Source organism: Arthrobacter sp. efr-133-R2A-63 (assembly GCF_030209795.1).
GTDB lineage: Bacteria > Actinomycetota > Actinomycetes > Actinomycetales > Micrococcaceae > Arthrobacter > Arthrobacter bambusae_A.
The window spans coordinates 83,882-101,997 of the sequence record NZ_JARVRG010000029.1 but is presented as its reverse complement, the minus strand read 5'-3'; the positions used below and the strand labels follow the sequence as shown (position 1 = coordinate 101,997).

The window sequence follows — 18,116 nt, the reverse complement described above, 5'->3', positions numbered from 1 at the left end:
TGATTTTGTCCGTCGCCGGCCCCATGCAGCGTTGGCCCGTGGCTCTTGGGGCCGAATAATTCGGCAAGCTCCAAGGAATCGGAGCTAAAATAGAGCCTCGGCCCATCGGCCCCCTAGAACAACGGCCATGGAGGGTCATGATCAACACACTTGCAGATCGCATGCGCGGGCTCGCCTCGCTCTTTTGGCGCGAAGTAGCGAAGTTCGGCGCTGTCGGCGGTGTTGCGTTCGTCATAGATAACGGCTTGACCTACTATCTCATGCACGGCCCGATGTCCGACAGTGAGGCCAAAGCCCGTTTCGTCGGCGCCACCGTGGCCACCGTGTTCTCCTGGGTCGCCAACCGTTTCTGGACCTTCCGCCACCGCCGCCAGGCGAACGTGGTGCGCGAGTTCGTGATGTTCATCGTCATCAACGGCATTGGGATCGGTATCTCCACCGGCCTGACCGCCATCGCGAAATACGGCATGAACATCCAGGACAAGAACGTCCTTTTCGCAGCCGGGGTTGTCGGCATCCTCGTGGCCACCGTGGTGCGCTTCTTCGCCTACCGCTTCCTGGTGTTCAACAAGGAGCTCGACGAAGAAGAGGCCTTCTCGCATGACCACGAGATCATCGAGGCCCACCACAGGGCCAAGGCCAAGGCCATGCATGCCGCCGGCTCCGAGGCTGGCTCCGACGAAGGCGAAGACGCGGTCAAGCGCCGCTGACGCGCTCGTTCTCCAGCAGGTGCCGGGTGACATCAACGTCCGGGTGCACCAGGACCACTGAACCGTCCTTGTTCCATGCGCCGAGGGCGTCCGCGAGGGCCGACTCCAAGCCGTCGGCCGCGCGGACCAGCAGCCGTACGCCGGAGTCATGGTCCTTGGCGAAGCCGTCCAGCAATTCGCCGTGCGAGTGCCCGGTTTCAGGGCGGCGCAGGGCCGGCAGTGCCGCGTCGGGTTCGGCGTGCGCCATGAATACGTCTCCGTGGGAGCGGACTTCGGCCGCGTAGTCCACGACGCCGGCCGGCAGTTCTCCCGGCCAGCGCATCGCGAGTGCCGCGAGCGGCACGGCGACCACGGCGTCGAAGCCGGCTCCCGCGCCGGCGTCGGGGGTGTCCGTGACAAGCAGGTCCGCGCTGCCGCCGTCGAGCACGAGTTCCATGCCCAGCTGCCATCCGGCCAGCGCCCACACGAGGGACTTCCAATGGGCGGGCAAGTCCAGGCGAAGGCTCATGCCCGGTTCGGCGTCGAACTCGTCCTGGAGCAGGTTGCTGGTCTTGGCCACCCAATTGTCCAGGACCCGCCCAGAGAGCTCCACCCGTTCGGCGTCCGGTCCGTACCAGGTCAGGCGGGGGGATGTGGCGTGTCCGGAACGCAGGGCTGCCATCAGGTTCATCGCGGGGGTGCTCATGGCTACATCTTGCCACGGGGCGTCAGATCAGGTCCCGGGGCGTGTGAATTGCGCCACATGGAGCTGTGGGACGGCGAGGGTGCGGCGCTCGAAGGGTCAAACGATTTCCCTGAAATTCAATGAAAATACATCTTAAGTGATGCAAAGCTTCCGTTTTCCGCCATGGCGCGCGGGCGGGGCGAAAAAATACCGGGCGTGGCGCGGCGCTGGTTAGTGCGGAAAGTTGATTATTATCCCGGCGCGGCTTGACGGCTTGGTAGTTACACACGTGTAATTAGATATCGAACGCCGCTGCGGGAGTATCGGGTACATAACCGAGTACCGAATGAGCACGGCAGCAGCTGCAAAAATCAGGAGGGACGCCATGGGGCAAGCGTTGCGTATCCAGGAAGATGCAGTCGTCGCGGATTATGCGTCGGTGAAATACCGGTCGCGCGAAGTTCCGGGGGATTGGTATGTTGACCCGGCAGATCCGCAGGCGGCCGACCGCTATATCGAGGCCACTCGGGAGTCGCTGGAAGATGAGGCAACAGCCCTTCTTGCTGCGCACGAGGCTCTCGTGGGAGGAGCACCGGTAGATCCGGAGGACGATCTCGATGATCCTCCCATGGAGCTGCGCGGTCCGCTCGACAATCCGGCCCAGCCGGTGTGGATCGGACTTCCGGGCCAAGGTGACTTCGACGATGAAGGCGAACTTGGCTGGCAGACGGACGCCTTGTGCGCCCAGACGGACCCGGAGGCGTTCTTCCCCGAGAAGGGCGGCTCCACGCGGGATGCCAAAAAGGTATGCGGTGCGTGCAATGTCCGTTCGCAGTGCCTTGAATACGCACTCGCCAACGATGAACGTTTTGGTATCTGGGGCGGGCTCTCCGAGCGTGAACGCCGCAGGCTGAGGAAGCGAGCGGTCTGATTCTCAAGGCAGTACACGTTACCGCCGTCGTCGTCTCGCACGACGGCGGTAACTATCTCCCCAGAACCCTGGCGGCTCTGCTGGACCAGACGCGTCCGGCAGATGCCGCCATTGGCATTGATACGGGCTCCCGCGACAAGTCCGCAGCGTTGCTGCAGCGGGCCCTCGGCGCGGCCAACGTCACCAGCACCGGCGAACACAAAGTAGGTTTCGGTGCCGCTGTCCTGGCTGGCCTGGCCCGTTCGGCCCCTTCGCGGGAGCCGGGGGCCGTTGAATGGATCTGGTTGTTGCACGACGACGCCGCTCCGGCCCCGGACGCACTCGCCGAGCTGCTTCAGGCAGTCGAGCGCGCGCCGTCGGTCACAGTGGCCGGTTGCAAGCAATTGGCCTGGGACGCGGAGCGCAGGCTCATCGACGCCGGTCTTTCCACGAGCCGCTGGGCCGAGCGTCTGACGCTCATTGAAGCCGACGAGCTCGACCAAGGCCAGTACGACGGGCGCACGGACACTTTCGCGGTGAATTCCGCGGGCATGTTGATCCGCCGCGACGCCTGGGAGCAACTGGGCGGCTTCGACCCCGCGTTTCCCGGCGTGGGAGACGACGTCGATTTCTGCTGGCGCAACTGGCTTGCGGGCAACAGGGTTGTCGTGGTCCCGGCCGCGCGCATGTTCCATGTCGAGCATCGTCCCCACGGCCTTGCGACACCCGCCGCCGCCCGCAAGAGCCAGATCCATTTGAGGCTTACCCATGCTTCGCCGTGGAAGGTTCCCCTGCATGCGCTCGGCGCGTTGCTCGGAAGCATGGTGAGGCTCGTCATGAGCATCCTGGTCAAAGAGCCCGGTTACGGAATTTCCCAGCTCGGCGCCACCATCGCGGCCCTCGGCCGTCCCCGGGCGATTTGGCGGTCCAGGCAGAACGCCGCGCGGACGCGACGCGTACGCCGCTCGATGGTCAAGGGCCTTCAGACCCCGCGCCGCGAGGTCCGGGCCCACCGCCGCTCCCTCATCGAGGCGATTGGCGCCGACGAATTCCAGGAGACGGATTCCCTCGCTCCTGAACCGAGCGGCGACGCCGGCGACGATTTCGTGGCCCTCGCGACGAACGAGCGGGGTTGGATCGGAACGGGCGCAGTGGCCGCCGGATTTGTTGCGCTGGCCGGCTCCATCGTGGGGCTGCTGGGGCTCCTGGGGGCCAGCGCGGTGACCGGCGGCGGCCTCTTGCCGTTGTCCGCCGCCGGTGACATTTGGCGGTCCGCGTCCAGTTGGTGGATCAACTTGGGGGCAGGCTTGCCCGGGCACGGTGATCCGTTCGCCTACATCCTGTGGCTTGTTTCATTGCTCGGGGGAGGAAACTCCAGCACAGCCATCGTGTGGCTGTTGTTGTTGGCCATGCCGTTGTCCGGCCTGGGCGCCTGGTTTGCGGCGGGCGCCATGACCACGCTGCGCCGATACCGTTTCATTGCGGCGCTGATCTGGGCCGGAGCACCGGCCCTCCAAGTCGCACTGAACCAGGGACGGGCCGGCGCCCTCCTGGCACACGTGGCGATGCCCCTGCTGGTGCTGGCCCTCTTCCGGGCCACTGGTTCTGCGCTCGGGCGCGACGCTGCGTTGAATAGCCACCGGGTCCAACCCGCCGGCTACGCCGCAACAAAGCCGTTCCCCGGCAAGCCGGGCGTCAACGGCACTCCGTCGTGGACGGCTGCTGCCGCGGCCGGCCTGGCGCTGGCGGTGGTGACGGCCTCAGCGCCGTCCCTGCTGCTTCCGTTGGTAGTCCTCATTGTTTTTTGCGGCATCGCCTTGGGGCGGCGCGGGCGAACCATTTGGTGGTCGCTGCTTCCGAGCGCCGCGCTCTTTGCGCCGTATGTCCTCTCGGTCCTGGAACGACCCCGCGCCATGCTGGCCGATCCAGGCCTCCCGCTGGGGTTCCAAGCGGCACCGCTGTGGCAGCAACTGCTTGGCCAACCCTTGAAATTCGACGTCAACGGCGGATTGGCCGGGTTGGCGCCGTTTGGCCCGTCGGGTATTCCGTGGGCTCTGGCGCTTGCCCTGCTGCTTGGTGCGCCGGTCCTCCTCTTGTCCATTGCCGCACTCTTTGTTCCCGGAAAACGGTCACGCATCGCACGTTTCCTCTGGGCCGGGGCCCTTGTGGTCCTCGCCTGGTCATGGCTCGCCGGACACGTGGCAACCGGAGTGGACGGCAACCTGCTCGTGGCTCCTTTCACGGGCCCGGCAGTTTCCGCCGCGGGCTTCGCGTTCCTCGGAGCGGCGTTGATCGGCGCTGAAAACCTCTTCCAGCTGAAGGTCAAGGCAGAGGGCGGCCGCCCGGTCCAGCGCGCGGCAGTACGGATCGTCTCCGCTGTCGCAACCCTCCTCCTCATTGCCGGGCCCTTGGCCAGCATGGGCCTGTGGGCAACCCAGAATGCCCTGGCCGGCGCCGGCACTTCGCCTTCGGCCAGCGGCGCGCTTGGCACGCCGCGGCTTGTCCAGCCGTCCGGGCAGGGCACGTTGCCTGCCACCGCCGTCGACCACGGCCAAGGCCCGGAACAGACACGGACGCTGGTCATCACCGCGGATGACAGTGGTGGCTACACGTCCTCACTTATGCGCGGCGCCGGAACTACCTTGGATTCGCTCTCCACTGTTGCTGCCGCACGTTCCATCGTCGGATCACCCGGACAGGAACGCCTGGTGGCCGACGACGACGCCACCGCGTCCATCCGTAACGCCGTAGCCACGATTGTCGCGGGAACGGGCGTGGACCCCCGGCCCGGCCTTGAGCAGCTTGGTGCCGGATTCGTGGTTCTGAAGTCGTCGGACACGGCTGCGCAGTTGACGGCCAACCGGATCGATTCCGTTCCCGGCCTGGTCGCCGTGGGCAAGACCGATTCCGGCTGGCTGTGGCGGGTCACGCCGCTCAACCAGGCCGCTGCAGCCGACGCCGAGACGGCGCACCGTGCCAGGGTGGTGGACGCCAAGGGTGCCGTTGTTGCCCTCTTGCCATCCCTCGGGACGTCTTCCGTCGGCAGCATCCCGGCAGGCACGGACGGACGCCAGGTAGTGCTCGCCGAGCGGGCGGACTCCGGCTGGAGCGCCTGGTTGGATGGGCGTCAACTGACCCCGACGACGTCGGGATGGGCGCAAGCGTTCACCTTGCCGCCCGCAGGCGGCCAGATCGAGATCCGCTACACCACCGTCTGGGAGCCTTGGCTCAGCATCCTGCAGGCCGTGGTCATTGGATTGACCGTCCTGCTGGCCATCCCCATGCCCGCCCGCAGGCCGAAGGCGGGCCTCCTGAAGGAACAAAACTCTCTCCGTAAGGAGTACAGCAGTGTCTGACAACCAAGGCCCGGCCCCCGAGGCCGGCGCGGGGTCGCGGAGGCGCGGCCAGCGCAAAGCCGGGAGCCGGAACAAAGCCCAGGGCCGGAACAAAGGCCAGAACAAGAACAAAGCTGTTGTGTTGGGAGCGCTTTCCGCAACGCTGCTCCTTGCCGCAGGGGCCGGGATGGTGTCGGCAGCATCCATCGTGCCGTCCCCGGCAGGGAACAAAACCCTGGACATGTCCCTCGCGGATGTCCCGGTAGGAAAGACAACCGCGGTGTGCCCGGCACCTCCCCGCCTCGCCGAAGGAACCCCGGCGGGCACCGACACCCAGTTCAATCCTGTTTCACGCTCGGCAAAGAGCTTCCTCGATGCGGTGGTCCTCAGTGACGCCACCGGATCCGTCCCAGGGAGCAACCTCGCCGCGCTCGGTGGCTCCGCGATCGCCGGCATTGCCAAACCCCCAGCTGCCGCGCAGCCGCCGGCGTCAGGACCTCCCGTCCTGAATGCCGGCGTCGTGGCACAGAGGCCCGCGGGCGACGTCACTGTGGTGGACGCCGATCCCATCAGCGGGCAGCAGGCCGCGGTAGCGGGCTTGATGAGCTACACCGCAGGCGACGGCGATCTCCGCGGACTGGCTGCGGCGCCCTGCCAACAGCCGGTCAACGATGCATGGCTCCTTGGCGCCAACACCGCGCTGGGGCGGACGGCGGTTTTGAACATCAGCAATGCCTCGGGCACGCCGGCCACCGTCAATCTCGACTTGTTCGGCGCCCGTGGCCAGATCCAAGCCCCGGATAGCCGTGGCTTGCTGGTTTCGCCCGGAACGACCCGTTCCATCAACTTGGCCGGACTGGCCCCGAACGAGGGTCAGCTCTCCGTCCATCTGCGCAGCGGTGGAGGCCCCGTCGCGGCAACCATCCAGCAAAGCGTCCTTCGTGGCCTCACGGCCGGTGGCGTCGAACTCATTACTCCCGGTGCCGGCGTCGCCGATTCCCAGGTCATGACCGGGGTGGACATCCAGGACCCGGCCGCCGTGAAGTCGCTCGCGGACAAGCCCGGGTTTGCCGATGTCGTTCCTGCCTTGCAGATCACGGTCCCGGGTCCCGTCGACGCCGTGGTGGATGTGCGGTTGTTCGGGCCGAACGGCCAGCGCGCGTTGCCCGGCGGGGGAGCAGTGACCGCCAAAGCGGGTTCGGTCACCGAAGTACCGCTCACGGGCGTCCCGGCCGGCATGTACACCGTGAGCGCCACCTCGGATGTTTCCTTCGCCGCGTCCTCACGCGTGACGCGGGGACTGAAGTCCGCGGATCCTGTTGATTTCGCCTGGTCTCCGGCCGCGGTCCGTCTCGGAAGCCAGCACATGGTGGCAGTACCTCAAGGCGGCACCCGCTTCCTGAGCTTCGGCGTGCCGACGGGCCGTGCGACGGTCAGTTACACGCCCGTCACCTCGGACGGCAAGGTGCACAAAACGGAAACCGTGGACATTGCCGGGGGGACCACTTCGGTCATCGGCGTTCCGGACAAGTCCGACGGCGCGGCGGTTTCGGGCTACATCGTGTCGGCGTCAGGGGACGCGGCCTACGGCGCGCTCGTGCTGGGCCAAGGCGATCAGCCCGGGATTTCGGTCCTGACCATCCAGGACGGCGCTGCCGGCCACGAAAAAGTACAGGTCACCCTGGGTTACTGATAACGACGGCGGTACACGGGATCCAAGGTCTCCGGCGGCACTCCGAGCATCTCGGCGGTGTACTCGACGACCACGTCGTGCACCAGGTCCTGCAGGTCCTCGCGGCCGCCGGTAGTGTGCTCGACGACGCGCCGATAGAGCGTGATGACGGGTCCGGCACCGTGGGCCGCCGGGGTGTAGGAACCCAGCGGCGCCGCGGTTCCTTCGGCCACCAGTTGTTCAAGGTTCGGCGGGATCTCTTCGACGGCGAACGCGACGCCGTCGAGCCGTTTGCCCCACATATCCTGCAGCCGTTCCGCGGAATCGAGCACAAGGTCGTCGAACCTCTCGGCACGCGTCCGGTAGCCCGGAAGGTTGGGCAGGATGATTTCGCCCCGCAATCCCCGCCCGTGGCGGTTCCTGCGGCGCTCCCTGAAGCCGCGTGCGGACGAGCCCGCCGTCGTCGTTTCCTGGCTGTCCCCGGTGTCGGACAAATGGACCGTAAAGCCCGGAACGTGGTGCTGTGACTGCATATATCGACTTTAGACCCGTGATTCGGCCAACGCGACATAATGCCCGCAAAGGGGCAATGCACCGCGCCGCGGCGAAGTGCGGCTAATCTGGGATGTTGTGGGTGCAATTCGTCAGTGTTCCAGATCAGCCTGCCGCCAATCCGCGGTGGCCACTTTGACGTACGTCTACGCCGAATCCACGGCGGTGCTTGGTCCCTTGGCTACGTATGCCGAGCCGCACTCCTACGATCTGTGCGCGCAGCATGCGGAGTCGTTGACCGTACCGAGGGGTTGGGAAGTCATGCGGCTGGCCATGCCGTCCTCCCCGCCCCCGCCCGGACCGGACGATCTCCTTGCCCTGGCCAACGCCGTGCGCGAGGCCGCATCGGCCCCGGCACCCGCACCCGAGCTTCGCAGCGTCCGCACCCCTTTTGACGGGCCGGCCCCTGTGGAGGGAACCAGGAGGCACCTGCGCATCCTGCGCGATCCCTCCTGAACCGCGATCCCTCCTGAAGTCCGGCGCGACGGGAACTGGCCGTCGTCTGACGCAGTGTGTCGCTGTTCCCGCGGGACGGGCTTTTGTGACAACGTGCTCAGCGCCGCCGGGTTGTACTCTGGAAGCTGCCATATCTGTCCATAGCGGCGTCCGTGAGATGCCATCCAGGGAGCTCCAACCATGCCAAAGGTCAGTCCTGAATTGTTGTCCATCCTGCGGTGCCCTGTCACCGGGTCCCCGCTGGAGCAGGACGGCGATGATCTCGTCTCGACGGTCGCGGCCGCCTCGGGTGAAAAGATCCGCTATGCCATCCAGGACGGCATCCCGTTGCTGCTGCCGCCGGAGCTGCTGGCAGCCGCCAACGCCGCGGCCTCGGACCAACACGACGCAGGACTGCACGACGGTCTCCGGCACGCCTGAGCTCCACCTGACCTGACCATTCGGTACTTCCAAAGGACTTCCATGACTTTCGACTACAAGGTTGCAGACATCTCCCTGGCTGAAGCCGGACGCCACCAGATCCGCCTCGCCGAGCACGAAATGCCGGGCCTCATGTCGCTGCGCGCCGAATTCGGTCCGAGCCAGCCGCTCAAGGGTGCGCGCATTGCGGGATCCCTGCACATGACCGTGCAGACCGCGGTGCTCATCGAGACGTTGACAGCCCTCGGCGCCGAGGTCCGCTGGGCCTCCTGCAACATCTTCTCCACGCAGGACGAGGCCGCTGCCGCCGTCGTGGTCGGCCAGGGAACCGTCGAGGATCCGCAAGGTGTCCCCGTGTTCGCGTGGAAGGGCGAGACCCTCGACGAATACTGGTGGACCGCCGAGCAGATTCTCAGCTGGCCGGGCGCGGACGCCAACCCGGACCTCGGCCCCAACATGATCCTCGACGACGGCGGCGACGCCACGTTGCTGGTCCACAAGGGCGTCGAGTTCGAAGCTGCGGGTGCGGTTCCGGCCGCGACGGAAAGCGATCCCGAAGAGTACGCACTCGTCCTCGACGTGCTGCGGAAGAGCCTCGCCGCCGACCCGAAGAAGTGGACCCGCGTCGCCGCCGGCATCCGTGGCGTGAGCGAGGAAACCACCACGGGCGTGCACCGTCTTTACCAGCTCGCCGAACAGGGCAAGCTCCTGTTCCCGGCCATCAATGTCAACGACTCGGTGACCAAGAGCAAATTCGACAACAAATACGGTATCCGCCACTCCCTGCCTGACGGCATCAACCGCGCCACGGATGTCCTCATGGGCGGTAAGGTCGCCGTCGTCTGCGGCTATGGCGACGTCGGCAAGGGCGCGGCCGAGGCGCTCCGTGGCCAGGGCTCGCGCGTGATCGTGACGGAGATCGATCCCATCTGCGCACTCCAGGCAGCCATGGACGGCTACCAGGTGGCCAAGCTGGACTCGGTGGTGGAACAGGGCGACATCTTCGTCACGACGACCGGCAACAAGGACGTCATCATGGCCTCCGACATGCTCCGGATGAAGAACAAGGCGATCGTGGGCAACATCGGCCACTTCGACAACGAGATCGACATGGCCGGACTGGCGAAGGTCCCCGGCGTCCAGAAGGTCGAAATCAAGCCGCAGGTGCACGAGTGGGTGTTCGCCGCGGCCGACGGCCGCGAAGAGCGATCGATCATTGTGCTTTCCGAAGGCCGCCTCCTGAACCTGGGCAACGCGACCGGCCACCCCTCGTTCGTCATGAGCAACTCCTTCGCCAACCAGACGATCGCGCAGATCGAGCTGTGGACCAAGAAGGACCAGACCGGCTCTGGCCCAGGGGCCGAGCGCGAATATTCGAACCAGGTCTACGTGCTGCCCAAGATCCTCGACGAGAAGGTCGCCCGGCTGCACCTGGATGCCTTGGGCGTGGAACTGACCGAACTCAGCAAGGAGCAGGCGGAATACCTGGACCTTGACGTCGCGGGTCCGTACAAGCCGGAGCACTACCGGTACTGAGAACACCGGCTGGGAGCAAGCCCGCGGGCGCGCTCCCAGCCAATATCAAGCCGCGCCGTTTAGGATGCGGTTGTGGGGCGTGGGTTTTTTGGGGGGCGTGAGTTTTGGAGAAAACAGGAATGGGTCTTAATCCCGACGGCGAGCAAGCGGACACTTTCGAGCATGTGGACGCCGCGCGGCTCTTCGACAATGAACAGGGCAGCGGCAACGCCGGTCTCTTGGACACTGCGCCAACGAAGCGAAGCAGGTTCCGGAAGGTCGCCTGGATCGTGGTGGTCTGCCTCATCGCCGCGCTCAGCGGCACGTTCGCGGCAGTGGCCCCGCACGCGGCCAGTGCGGCAATCGAATCCGAGGGGTCATCAGGCGAACGCAGCGAAGCGGCAGCCGTGTTGCCCGTCGTGAAGCCTGCCACGGTGGTCGCCTCGCCTGCGAGCGGTGCCAAACAAGTGAATCCGGCTGCTCCCGTCACGATCAGCGTCAAAGACGGAACGCTGGACAGGGTCTCCTTGACGAGCTCCCAGGGAAAGACCGTCGATGGTGCGTTGACTCCGGATGGACTGAGCTGGACTGCCTCCACGCCCCTCGAGTTCAACTCCTCCTACACCTTCAACTACACGGTTGCGGATTCTGTCGGCCGAGCAACGTCGAAGACCGGATCGTTCACGACGGTATCCACCCAGAACGAGGCAGACGCCGCCATGTACCCCCTGGACGGGTCCAAGGTAGGCGTGGCGCAGCCCCTCCAGCTCACGTTCAGTGAACCCGTGGTCAACAAAGCCGCCGTCGAGAAGGCCATCAAGGTCACGTCCACCTCAGGCCAGGCCGGGGCCTTCCACTGGTTCAGCGACACCATGGTGCGCTACCGCCCGGAGAACTTCTGGGCAGCGAACAGTACCGTCACCGTGGACCTCAAGCTGTTCGGGGTGGACTTCGGCAACGGCCAGATCGGCAACTTCAACAAGACCAACACGTTCAAGATCGGCGACAAGAAGGTGGCGGTTGCCGACGCAGTTGCCCACACGTTCACGGTCAGCGTCAACGACCAGCAAGTGGGCCAGTGGCAGGACACCATGGGAGACACCAGGTTCCCTTCCGCGCGCGGCTACCTGGTGCTCATGGAAAAGTACCGGGTGGAGCACATGGATGCCTCCACCATCGGCCTCAAACCGGGGGATCCGGCCTACTACGGACAGCTTGACGTCAACTACGCCACGCGCCTGACACCCAGCGGCGAGTTCATCCACCAGGCCACCGACTCGGCGTTGCCGTACATCGGCGTCACGAACCTGTCCCACGGTTGCATCGGTCTGGGACCTGACGGGGCGAAATGGGTGTTCGACAACATGACCACCGGAGACGTCGTCCAAGTGGTCAATACGCAGGGTGACTACGCCAACTTCGACGACGGTTTCGGCGACTGGAACATCCCCTGGGCCCAATACGCCAACTAGGCAGTACGCCAACCGACGGCGACCTCCGGGCACCGTCCAGGACGGATCGGCACCCCCGGTAGACTGGGCGGGTCAGTCTTGGGGGCTGGCTTTCTGCCGGGGGATGTGGGGTTGCCGTGGGGACGCAAAGGAAACGCAAGACCGGGAAGATTCTCGGAATCATCGGAATGTGTGCCGGCGTTGCGGCCGGAGGACTCGGTGTTGCAACCGCCCCTGATTGGCTGCAAACAGCGGTTGAATCGGAAGCGGGAACGCCCCAGCGCACCGACGCCGGGCTCGGATCCGCAGTCGTGACGGCAGTGGAGTTGGGAATCACGCCCCTTGACGGTGCCCGCGAAGTGAATCCCGCCGTCGGGCCTTCCGTGAAGGCGGTGCACGGCACCCTGAAAGACGTTGAACTGATGCCGGCCGCGGGTGGCAAAGCCGTCAGGGGAACCATCAGCGCCGACGGCAGCACGTGGTCCACGCTGGATCCCCTGGAGTTCAACACCGAATACCGCTACGGGTTTACCGTTGTTGACGGCGCGGGCCGGGAAACCCGGAAGACCCAGTCCTTCACCACGGTATCCACGGCCAACGAGGCCAATGCGGTGGTGTTCCCCCGCGATGGCTCCATCATGGGTTCAGGGCAGCCCATCGAAATCAACTTCAGCGAGCCCGTGGCGGATAAAGCCGCCATGGAAGAGGCCGTGAAGATCAGTGTTTCCTCGGGCCAGGAAGTGGCCTGGCGCTGGTACTCGGACCGGAAAGTGCGGATCCGTCCTGAAGCATTCTGGGCGGCCGACACGAGGGTCGCCGTGGACTTGCCCTTGTTCGGCAGGGACTTCGGCAGCGGAATGATCGGCAATTCCAACGTCAGGTCCACGTTCACGACCGGTCCGCAGCGGATAGCGGTCGTGGATGACGCCACCAAGGCCATGAAAGTGTATTTCGACGGCGCACTCGTCAAGACTGCTCCTGTCACCCTCGGAAGCCCGGACTGGCTTTCGCCCACCGGCTACGCCGTGATCATGGAGCAGGAACGCCATTCCAGGTTCAATGCGGGCAGCATCGGCCTCAAACCCGGTGACAAGGGCTATTACGCGCCGCTCGTCGTCGAGCACGCCAACCGGCTCACGAACTCAGGGGTGTATGTGCACCAAGCGCTGCCCTCGGCGTACGGGGCCGTTGGCGTGGACAACGTCTCGCACGGCTGTGTTGGCCTGCTCCCTGACGACGCAGCCTGGTTCTTCAATAACATGCGGACAGGGGACGTGGTGCAGGTCCTGAACACCGGCGCCCCCGCAGTGGAACCGCTTGAAGGCTTCGGCGACTGGAACATTGACTGGACACGCTACGCAAAGCGCTGAGCGCTTCCGGGACGTGCCGCAGATGGCCCGACGGCGGTGCGCACCGTGGGTGCGCGCGTCTGCACTAGCCCGTGAACGGGAGCTTGTTGAGTCGATCCCCGACGACGGCGCTGCGTTGTTCTGCGCGGCGCAGCCGTTCCAGGTCCCGGTTTCGCCGCTCGCCCAGTACTGCGTGCAAGTAGCCCTCCGGCGTTGTTCCGGGCGGGGGAGGCGGGGCGACGTACGTCGCCAGTTCCGTAGCGAGGGCTGCCGCCAGGCTGGCGCGCGAGCGCGGAGCCATCCGGGAAGCCTGCTGGATGAACTGCGAAGCCCGCCGCGCCGTGCCGTCCGGAACCCTGCCGATGTCCGCGAGTCCCACCCACGCCTGCAAGTACGGGGGCGCGTAGGCAAGGATTTTGGGTTCGGAAGGAACGCGCTGCCTGAGCGAATACGTACCGGCCACAACGTCTCCCAGCCTCTTCGACTTGCCGTTGAACAGCGCGACGGCGATCGCCAATCCGCCGAACGTCGCGTAGATCTCCAGGAAACCAATCAACCCGCGGATCACCGCGTGCCGGAAACGGATGGATCCGCCGTCGTCGCGCACGATCCGGAGCCCCGTGGCCAACTTGCCCAGCGAGCGGCCGCGGCTCAGCGTTTCCACCGCAACGGGGACGACCACGAGGCACAGCACCACGCTGGACAAGGCCATGGCACGGCCCGCCGCCGCGTCCACATCCGGCGCCACCATACCGAGCAGGAACAACAGGCCGAGCAACAAAACAACCTGAACCAGGACGTCGAGCATAAGCCCGAGCGCCCTTGCCCCGAATGACGCCGGCCGCAGTTCGAGGACCACGGCCTCGCCGGTAATGATCGAACTCAAGCCCGCCCCCAAGCCTTGCCACGATGTCCGCAGGACCGGACGGCTCCCGCTGGATCGAGTCTAGCGGCGGCAACGGCCGTGGAGCAGGGTTTGCTGGGATGTGGGACTGTTTGGCGAAGGTTGGGATTAGGGTGGAGCCGTGGACATGGATGCCTTCTCTGTCGTGAACGGGACCAAATGGTCCCGTTTGCATGAGCTCGCGCACAAACGGCGCCTCGACGGCGGCGAAGCCGACGAGCTCCTGCGTTTGTACCAAGTGGTGTCATCACACTTGTCCCTCATTCGATCCGTGGCGCCGGAAAGCGCACTCTCGGCGTCCTTGTCGGCGGCCCTCGCGCAGGCCCGAACCCGCTTCACCGGGGCGAGATCGAACTTCATGGAAGACCTCGCCCGCTTTTTCGTGGTCTCCCTGCCGGCCGCGTTCTACCGCCTGCGGTGGCTCACGGTAGGGTGCGGGACGTTCTTCTGCCTTGTTGCCGCGGCCTACACGCTCTGGATCGGAACGTCCCCGGACGCTTTGCGGGCCCTGGGAAGCAGCGATGCCGTGAAGCAATACGTCGACCACGACTTCGTCGGCTACTACTCCGAGAACCCTGCTGCGTCCTTCGCCGGCGCCGTCTGGACGAACAATGCATGGATCGGCGCGCAGGCCGTGGCCCTGGGCATCACCGGATTCTGGGTGCCGTACACGCTGTTCGCAAATGCGCAGGGGCTGGGGATTGCTGCGGGTGTGTTTGCCGCCACCGGCAAGATGGACGTGTTTTTCAGCTACATCCTGCCGCACGGCCTCATGGAGCTGACAGCCGTGTTCATCGCCTCCGCGGGCGGACTACGCATATTCTGGGCCATGGTTGCCCCGGGACCGCGGCGCAGGATGCAGGCAGTGGCGGACGAGGGGCGCTCCCTGATCACGGTGGCACTTGGCTTGGTGCTTGTCCTGTTCGTTTCGGGACTCGTCGAGGCCTTTGTGACGCCCAGCCCGCTTCCAGTGTGGGCCAAGATCCTGATCGGTTCGCTCGTTCTCGCGGCATACTGGGTCTATGCCTTGGTTCTGGGCGGACGGGCATTCCGCGCCGGCGCCACAGGCGACCTGGACGCAAACGACGCCGGTTACCGTGAGATAGCCGCCTGACGGCGCCCGGGTCCGGCCGCAATCCGACGTCCGCCGGGGTGGCTCATCGTCTCTCCGCGAGGGCTGACGGTAGGCTCAAAGGCAGAGAAGATTGCCAGCGGACCGTTCCTGCTCCGGCATGTGAATCCTACGGAAGTGAAATCCAAGTGACCGAGAAGAGCCCGATCCCCAACGACCCGGACGCGGATATCCACGACGGCGGCGATGAGCCGGCCTTCGAATGGATGAAGCCCGCCCCCAAGTCCACGGCCGCTGACGCGCGCCCGGCAGGTGCTGCTGACGCACCCCGGGACTCTTCGAAGCGGGCGCCCAAGGAAGGAAATGCGCCAGCCGAGCCCCTGGCAGGACAACAGCCGGAGAGCCGGGCCGACCGCAAAGCCGCAGAGGCTGCGGAGACCGGGCCGGAACCGGCCCTCTTCGCAGAGCCGCTGCCGACGTCGGCCCTTCAGGTCCGTCCCCCGGAAGCCGAGGTGGAACGCCGCAACCACGAGCGGGAGCAGGCTGCCAACGCCAAGCCGCTGGCGCCGCGCATTTTCCAGGTCCTGCTGGCTGTCTTCTACCCCGTGGTCCTGCTGATACTCGCAATCCGCGCCGTGGCGAGCCCGCTGTTCCTGTGGGTGGAGTATTACCGGCCGGGATTCCCCGGCGACGGCTACGGCTTCAACGCCGATGACCGCATGACCTATGGTTCCTATGCGGTGGACTACCTGACCAACTGGTCCGGGCCACGATACTTGGGCGACCTCGTCAACCAGAACGGCGAGAAGCTGTTCAAGGAGGGCGAAGTTGCCCACATGGCCGACGTCAAGACCGTGATTCTCTCCGCTTTCGGCGCCGGTGCCCTCATGATCATCATTGGCATCATCGCAATGATCTATCTGCGCAAGCGGAGCACCGGCGGGATCCGCCGCGGACTGTTTGCCGGTTCGATCGTCACCTTGGTGCTCATTATCGGACTGGGCACGCTAGCGGCCTTGGGCTGGCAGCAGTTCTTCACGGACTTCCACCACATCTTCTTCGCCAACGGCACCTGGACCTTTGCGCTCGACGACACGTTGATCCGCTTGTTCCCGGGGCAGTACTGGATGGACTCCGGAATCGCGATCGGCGCTTTGGTCTTCCTCACGGCGCTGCTGACCCTCATCTTCACCTGGCCTACCCGCCGTCGTCGCGGACTTCCTCCCAGGAATGAAGCCGCTGCGGAAGACGCCGCGAACACTGACGCGGAGGCTCCCGTGGAAACCGGCGTGCCGGAGAAGTAACACTTCGCCACCAACGAAAGAAGCGTACCGCCCGGGAATCTCCAATCCCGGGCGGGCCGCTCCTTTGTGTGTGCCCGCCCTTCGGAGCAGCCCCCTTAGATCCAGGAAGGCATCCACATGCGGATGTGCCAGTCCTGGTAGCTGATCACTTCCGCCGTCCAGACCGGATAGAAGAACGCCGACAACAGCACGGCAAGGACAACCACAAGGCCCACCAGGTACAGGCCGGACCGGCGGCGCCACGGAGGAGCGTCACTCCTGCCCAGCACCAGGCCCAAGCCATAGACGAGGGCCAGGACCAGGAAAGGCTCGAAGGAGAGCGCATAGAAGTAGAACATGGTGCGCTCCGGGTACATGAACCAGGGCAGGTACCCCGCGGCGACGCCCGCCAGGATGGCCCCGGCCCGCCAGTCGCGGCGTCCGGCCCACCAGAACAGGACCACAAAGAGCGCGATCGTGGCACCCCACCAGACCACGGGGTTGCCGACGGACAGAATTGCCGAGGTGCAGTTGGGCAGGTCGCAGCCGGGCGTTCCCGGCTTGGGGGACTCGTAGTAGAACGACGTGGGGCGCCCCATGACGAGCCAGGTCCATGGACTGGCCGAATACGGGTGCGGCGAGCTGAGGCCCTGGTGGAAGTTGTAGGCCTGCACATGGTAATAGGCAAGGGAACGCAACGGCCCCGGAATCCAGCCCCAGGTGGCGGAGGGATTCGTGTCCGCCCAGTGCCGGTAATAGGCGTCCTTGGAGAGGAACCAGCCGGTCCACGTCGACAAATACACGGCACCGGCCACCGGGATCATGGTGAGGAATGCGGGAATGCCGTCCTTGATGATTCCCGCGCTGGGCCAGCTCCGGATGCCCGCGATGCGCCGGGCGCTCATGTCCCAGAAGACGGTCATCAGGCCGAAACCGGCAACGAAGAACAGGGCCGACCACTTCGTGCCGACCGCCAAGCCGAGACAGACGCCGGCCGCCAGCCGCCACCACCGGAATCCGAGCCACGGGCCCGAGGCGAGGTGCAACGCCGTCGGCCGTCCGTCCTTGGAAGCGGCTGCCAGCGCGGCAAGCCGTGCCGCAAGGCGCCGCCGGCCGTCGTCGCGATCCATCAGCAGGGCACCAAAGGCTGCGAGCAGCCAAAACATCAGGAAGATGTCCAGCAGGGACGTCCGCGACATGACCAGGTGATGGCCGTCGACGGCGAGCAGCAGCCCCGCGACCGCGCCCAGGATGTGGGAACGGAACAGCTTCAAGGCGATCAAGGCGATCAGGAAGATGGAGAGGGTGCCCGTCAGGGCAGCGGAGAACCGCCAGCCGAAGGAGTTGTCCGAACCGAAGAGCCACATCCCGAAGGCGATCATCCATTTCCCCACCGGGGGATGGACCACGTACTCGGGGGAGTTGAGCAGCACGTTGGGGTTGCCCGCATTGAAGGCGTCGTTGGCCTTGTCCGGCCAGCTGCGCTCGTATCCGCTGACCAGGAGCGAGTAGGCATCCTTGACGTAGTAGGTCTCGTCGAAGACCAGGCTGTGCGGATCATCGAGGCGGACGAAACGCAGGATCCCGCCGATCACGGCCGTGATCGTGGGGATCAGCCAGAACCACAGCCTCAACGACGGCGGATAATCCCGCCAGCTTTGGATGCTGCCAATGAGCCGCGTCCGCAGGGCCTCGGCCGTAAAAGCCTCCCGGGGCCGTATCAACCAGGTTTGCGGGGCGGGGCGCACGGAGGTATCGGTCACTCAGCCCATGCTACCTTTCGGCTCCGGTAGCTCACTGAAAGCCGCAGCCGGGGCATTAGG

At 65.6% G+C, this 18,116-nt stretch carries 15 protein-coding genes; 11 read left to right on the top strand and 4 right to left on the bottom strand.

All coding sequences use genetic code 11. The features are described from left to right. Positions 1 to 137: 137 nt before the first annotated feature. A complete protein-coding gene (locus tag QRN45_RS16205; protein ID WP_241709504.1) occupies positions 138 to 710 on the top strand; it encodes a GtrA family protein in 573 nt (190 codons plus the stop codon). On the opposite strand, the gene QRN45_RS16200 is transcribed toward QRN45_RS16205, so the two are convergent. Then, on the bottom strand, positions 697 to 1,395 hold the full coding sequence (locus QRN45_RS16200) for a TIGR03089 family protein (protein WP_241709505.1): 699 nt from the start codon (positions 1,393 to 1,395) through the stop codon (positions 697 to 699). The genes QRN45_RS16205 and QRN45_RS16200 overlap by 14 nt on opposite strands. A 364-nt stretch (positions 1,396 to 1,759) precedes the next feature. On the opposite strand from QRN45_RS16200, the gene QRN45_RS16195 reads away from it, so the two are divergent. From QRN45_RS16195 to QRN45_RS16185, 3 genes are read left to right on the top strand one after another with little or no spacing between them, the layout of a single operon-like run. Further along, a complete protein-coding gene (locus QRN45_RS16195) occupies positions 1,760 to 2,305 on the top strand; it encodes a WhiB family transcriptional regulator (protein ID WP_241709529.1) in 546 nt (181 codons plus the stop codon). Then, positions 2,305 to 5,640 (top strand): glycosyltransferase family 2 protein, encoded by a 3,336-nt coding sequence (locus QRN45_RS16190; protein ID WP_284764006.1) that lies wholly within the window; start codon positions 2,305 to 2,307, stop codon positions 5,638 to 5,640. The genes QRN45_RS16195 and QRN45_RS16190 overlap by 1 nt, the downstream gene beginning before the upstream one ends. After that, a complete protein-coding gene (locus QRN45_RS16185; protein ID WP_284763996.1) occupies positions 5,633 to 7,312 on the top strand; it encodes a DUF5719 family protein in 1,680 nt (559 codons plus the stop codon). Before QRN45_RS16190 ends, QRN45_RS16185 begins: the two co-directional genes overlap by 8 nt. Here QRN45_RS16185 and QRN45_RS16180 read toward each other — a convergent pair. Then, entirely contained in the window at positions 7,306 to 7,824 is a 519-nt protein-coding gene (locus QRN45_RS16180; protein WP_241709507.1) for a metallopeptidase family protein, read from the bottom strand. The genes QRN45_RS16185 and QRN45_RS16180 overlap by 7 nt on opposite strands. A gap of 97 nt (positions 7,825 to 7,921) precedes the next feature. On the opposite strand from QRN45_RS16180, the gene QRN45_RS16175 reads away from it, so the two are divergent. From QRN45_RS16175 to QRN45_RS16155, 5 genes are all read left to right on the top strand, one after another. Continuing rightward, the gene (locus QRN45_RS16175; RefSeq protein WP_284763995.1) at positions 7,922 to 8,299 is read left to right on the top strand and encodes a DUF3499 domain-containing protein; all 378 of its coding nucleotides are present in this window, start codon (positions 7,922 to 7,924) and stop codon (positions 8,297 to 8,299) included. Between the two features lie 180 nt (positions 8,300 to 8,479). Beyond that, positions 8,480 to 8,719: a Trm112 family protein gene (locus QRN45_RS16170; RefSeq protein WP_264637568.1), complete on the top strand. Its 240-nt coding sequence runs from the start codon at positions 8,480 to 8,482 to the stop codon at positions 8,717 to 8,719. Positions 8,720 to 8,761: 42 nt separating this feature from the next. Continuing rightward, positions 8,762 to 10,255: an adenosylhomocysteinase gene (gene ahcY / locus QRN45_RS16165; protein ID WP_284763994.1), complete on the top strand. Its 1,494-nt coding sequence runs from the start codon at positions 8,762 to 8,764 to the stop codon at positions 10,253 to 10,255. A gap of 119 nt (positions 10,256 to 10,374) precedes the next feature. After that, entirely contained in the window at positions 10,375 to 11,706 is a 1,332-nt protein-coding gene (locus tag QRN45_RS16160; RefSeq protein ID WP_241709510.1) for a L,D-transpeptidase, read from the top strand. A 116-nt stretch (positions 11,707 to 11,822) separates the two neighbouring features. After that, on the top strand, positions 11,823 to 13,055 hold the full coding sequence (locus tag QRN45_RS16155; RefSeq protein WP_284763993.1) for a L,D-transpeptidase: 1,233 nt from the start codon (positions 11,823 to 11,825) through the stop codon (positions 13,053 to 13,055). 64 nt (positions 13,056 to 13,119) lie between these two features. On the opposite strand, the gene QRN45_RS16150 is transcribed toward QRN45_RS16155, so the two are convergent. After that, positions 13,120 to 13,920, bottom strand: a complete 801-nt coding sequence (locus tag QRN45_RS16150; protein ID WP_284763991.1) for an RDD family protein — start codon at positions 13,918 to 13,920, stop codon at positions 13,120 to 13,122. Positions 13,921 to 14,059: 139 nt separating this feature from the next. On the opposite strand from QRN45_RS16150, the gene QRN45_RS16145 reads away from it, so the two are divergent. Both QRN45_RS16145 and QRN45_RS16140 read left to right on the top strand, forming a co-directional pair. Continuing rightward, the gene (locus QRN45_RS16145; protein ID WP_241709513.1) at positions 14,060 to 15,052 is read left to right on the top strand and encodes a stage II sporulation protein M; all 993 of its coding nucleotides are present in this window, start codon (positions 14,060 to 14,062) and stop codon (positions 15,050 to 15,052) included. 146 nt (positions 15,053 to 15,198) lie between these two features. After that, a complete protein-coding gene (locus tag QRN45_RS16140) occupies positions 15,199 to 16,314 on the top strand; it encodes a TIGR01906 family membrane protein (protein ID WP_284763989.1) in 1,116 nt (371 codons plus the stop codon). 95 nt (positions 16,315 to 16,409) lie between these two features. On the opposite strand, the gene QRN45_RS16135 is transcribed toward QRN45_RS16140, so the two are convergent. After that, complete coding sequence (locus tag QRN45_RS16135) at positions 16,410 to 18,056, bottom strand: dolichyl-phosphate-mannose--protein mannosyltransferase (protein ID WP_241709515.1); 1,647 nt, start codon at positions 18,054 to 18,056, stop codon at positions 16,410 to 16,412. Positions 18,057 to 18,116 lie beyond the last annotated feature (60 nt).

Coding starts and splice junctions, on each gene's coding strand:
- QRN45_RS16205 (WP_241709504.1), top strand. CDS start 138: ATGATCAACACACTTGCAGATCGCATGCGCGGGCTCGCCTCGCTCTTT.
- QRN45_RS16200 (WP_241709505.1), bottom strand. CDS start 1,395: ATGAGCACCCCCGCGATGAACCTGATGGCAGCCCTGCGTTCCGGACAC.
- QRN45_RS16195 (WP_241709529.1), top strand. CDS start 1,760: ATGGGGCAAGCGTTGCGTATCCAGGAAGATGCAGTCGTCGCGGATTAT.
- QRN45_RS16180 (WP_241709507.1), bottom strand. CDS start 7,824: ATGCAGTCACAGCACCACGTTCCGGGCTTTACGGTCCATTTGTCCGAC.
- QRN45_RS16170 (WP_264637568.1), top strand. CDS start 8,480: ATGCCAAAGGTCAGTCCTGAATTGTTGTCCATCCTGCGGTGCCCTGTC.
- ahcY (WP_284763994.1), top strand. CDS start 8,762: ATGACTTTCGACTACAAGGTTGCAGACATCTCCCTGGCTGAAGCCGGA.
- QRN45_RS16160 (WP_241709510.1), top strand. CDS start 10,375: ATGGGTCTTAATCCCGACGGCGAGCAAGCGGACACTTTCGAGCATGTG.